Below are 481 nucleotides of genomic sequence, written 5' to 3'. Positions count from 1 at the left end.
CACCATCAAGCAGTATCCGACCCCGTTCGGCTCCTCGCCGTTCCTGGGCAGCCAGCTGATCTCGACCCACCAGGCCGGCATGATCGGCGTCACCGTGCTGCTGCTGCTCGGGCTCTACTTCTTCTTCCAGTACACGCGGATCGGTCTTGCGATGCGCGCGGCCGCCTCGGTGCCTGAATCGGCGCGCCTGGTCGGCATCAACACGAGCTGGATGATCGCGCTCGGCTGGGGCATGGCGACCGCGATCGGCGCGATCGCCGGCATGCTGATCGCTCCTGTGGTGTTCCTCGAGCCCAACATGATGGGCGGCGTCCTGATCTACGGCTTTGCCGCCGCGGTGCTCGGCGGGCTGTCGAGCCCGTTCGGTGCGGTGGTCGGCGGCTTCCTGGTCGGCGTCTTCGAGAACCTCGCCGGCACCTACATCCCCGGCGTCGGCAACGAGCTGAAACTCCCGATCGCGCTCGCGCTGATCATCTCCGTC

1 protein-coding gene is annotated in these 481 nt (G+C 67.2%); it reads left to right on the top strand.

Annotated features, from left to right (window positions below):
• Positions 1 to 481: branched-chain amino acid ABC transporter permease (locus MOV74_RS40255; RefSeq protein ID WP_246933115.1), on the top strand; the 481-nt coding region annotated here is incomplete at both ends.

Origin of the sequence: Bradyrhizobium sp. SHOUNA76 (assembly GCF_023006445.1) — a bacterium.
Classification (GTDB): domain Bacteria; phylum Pseudomonadota; class Alphaproteobacteria; order Rhizobiales; family Xanthobacteraceae; genus Bradyrhizobium.
The sequence above is the reverse complement of the archived record's forward strand: the minus strand, read 5'-3'. Positions and strand labels throughout refer to the sequence as shown.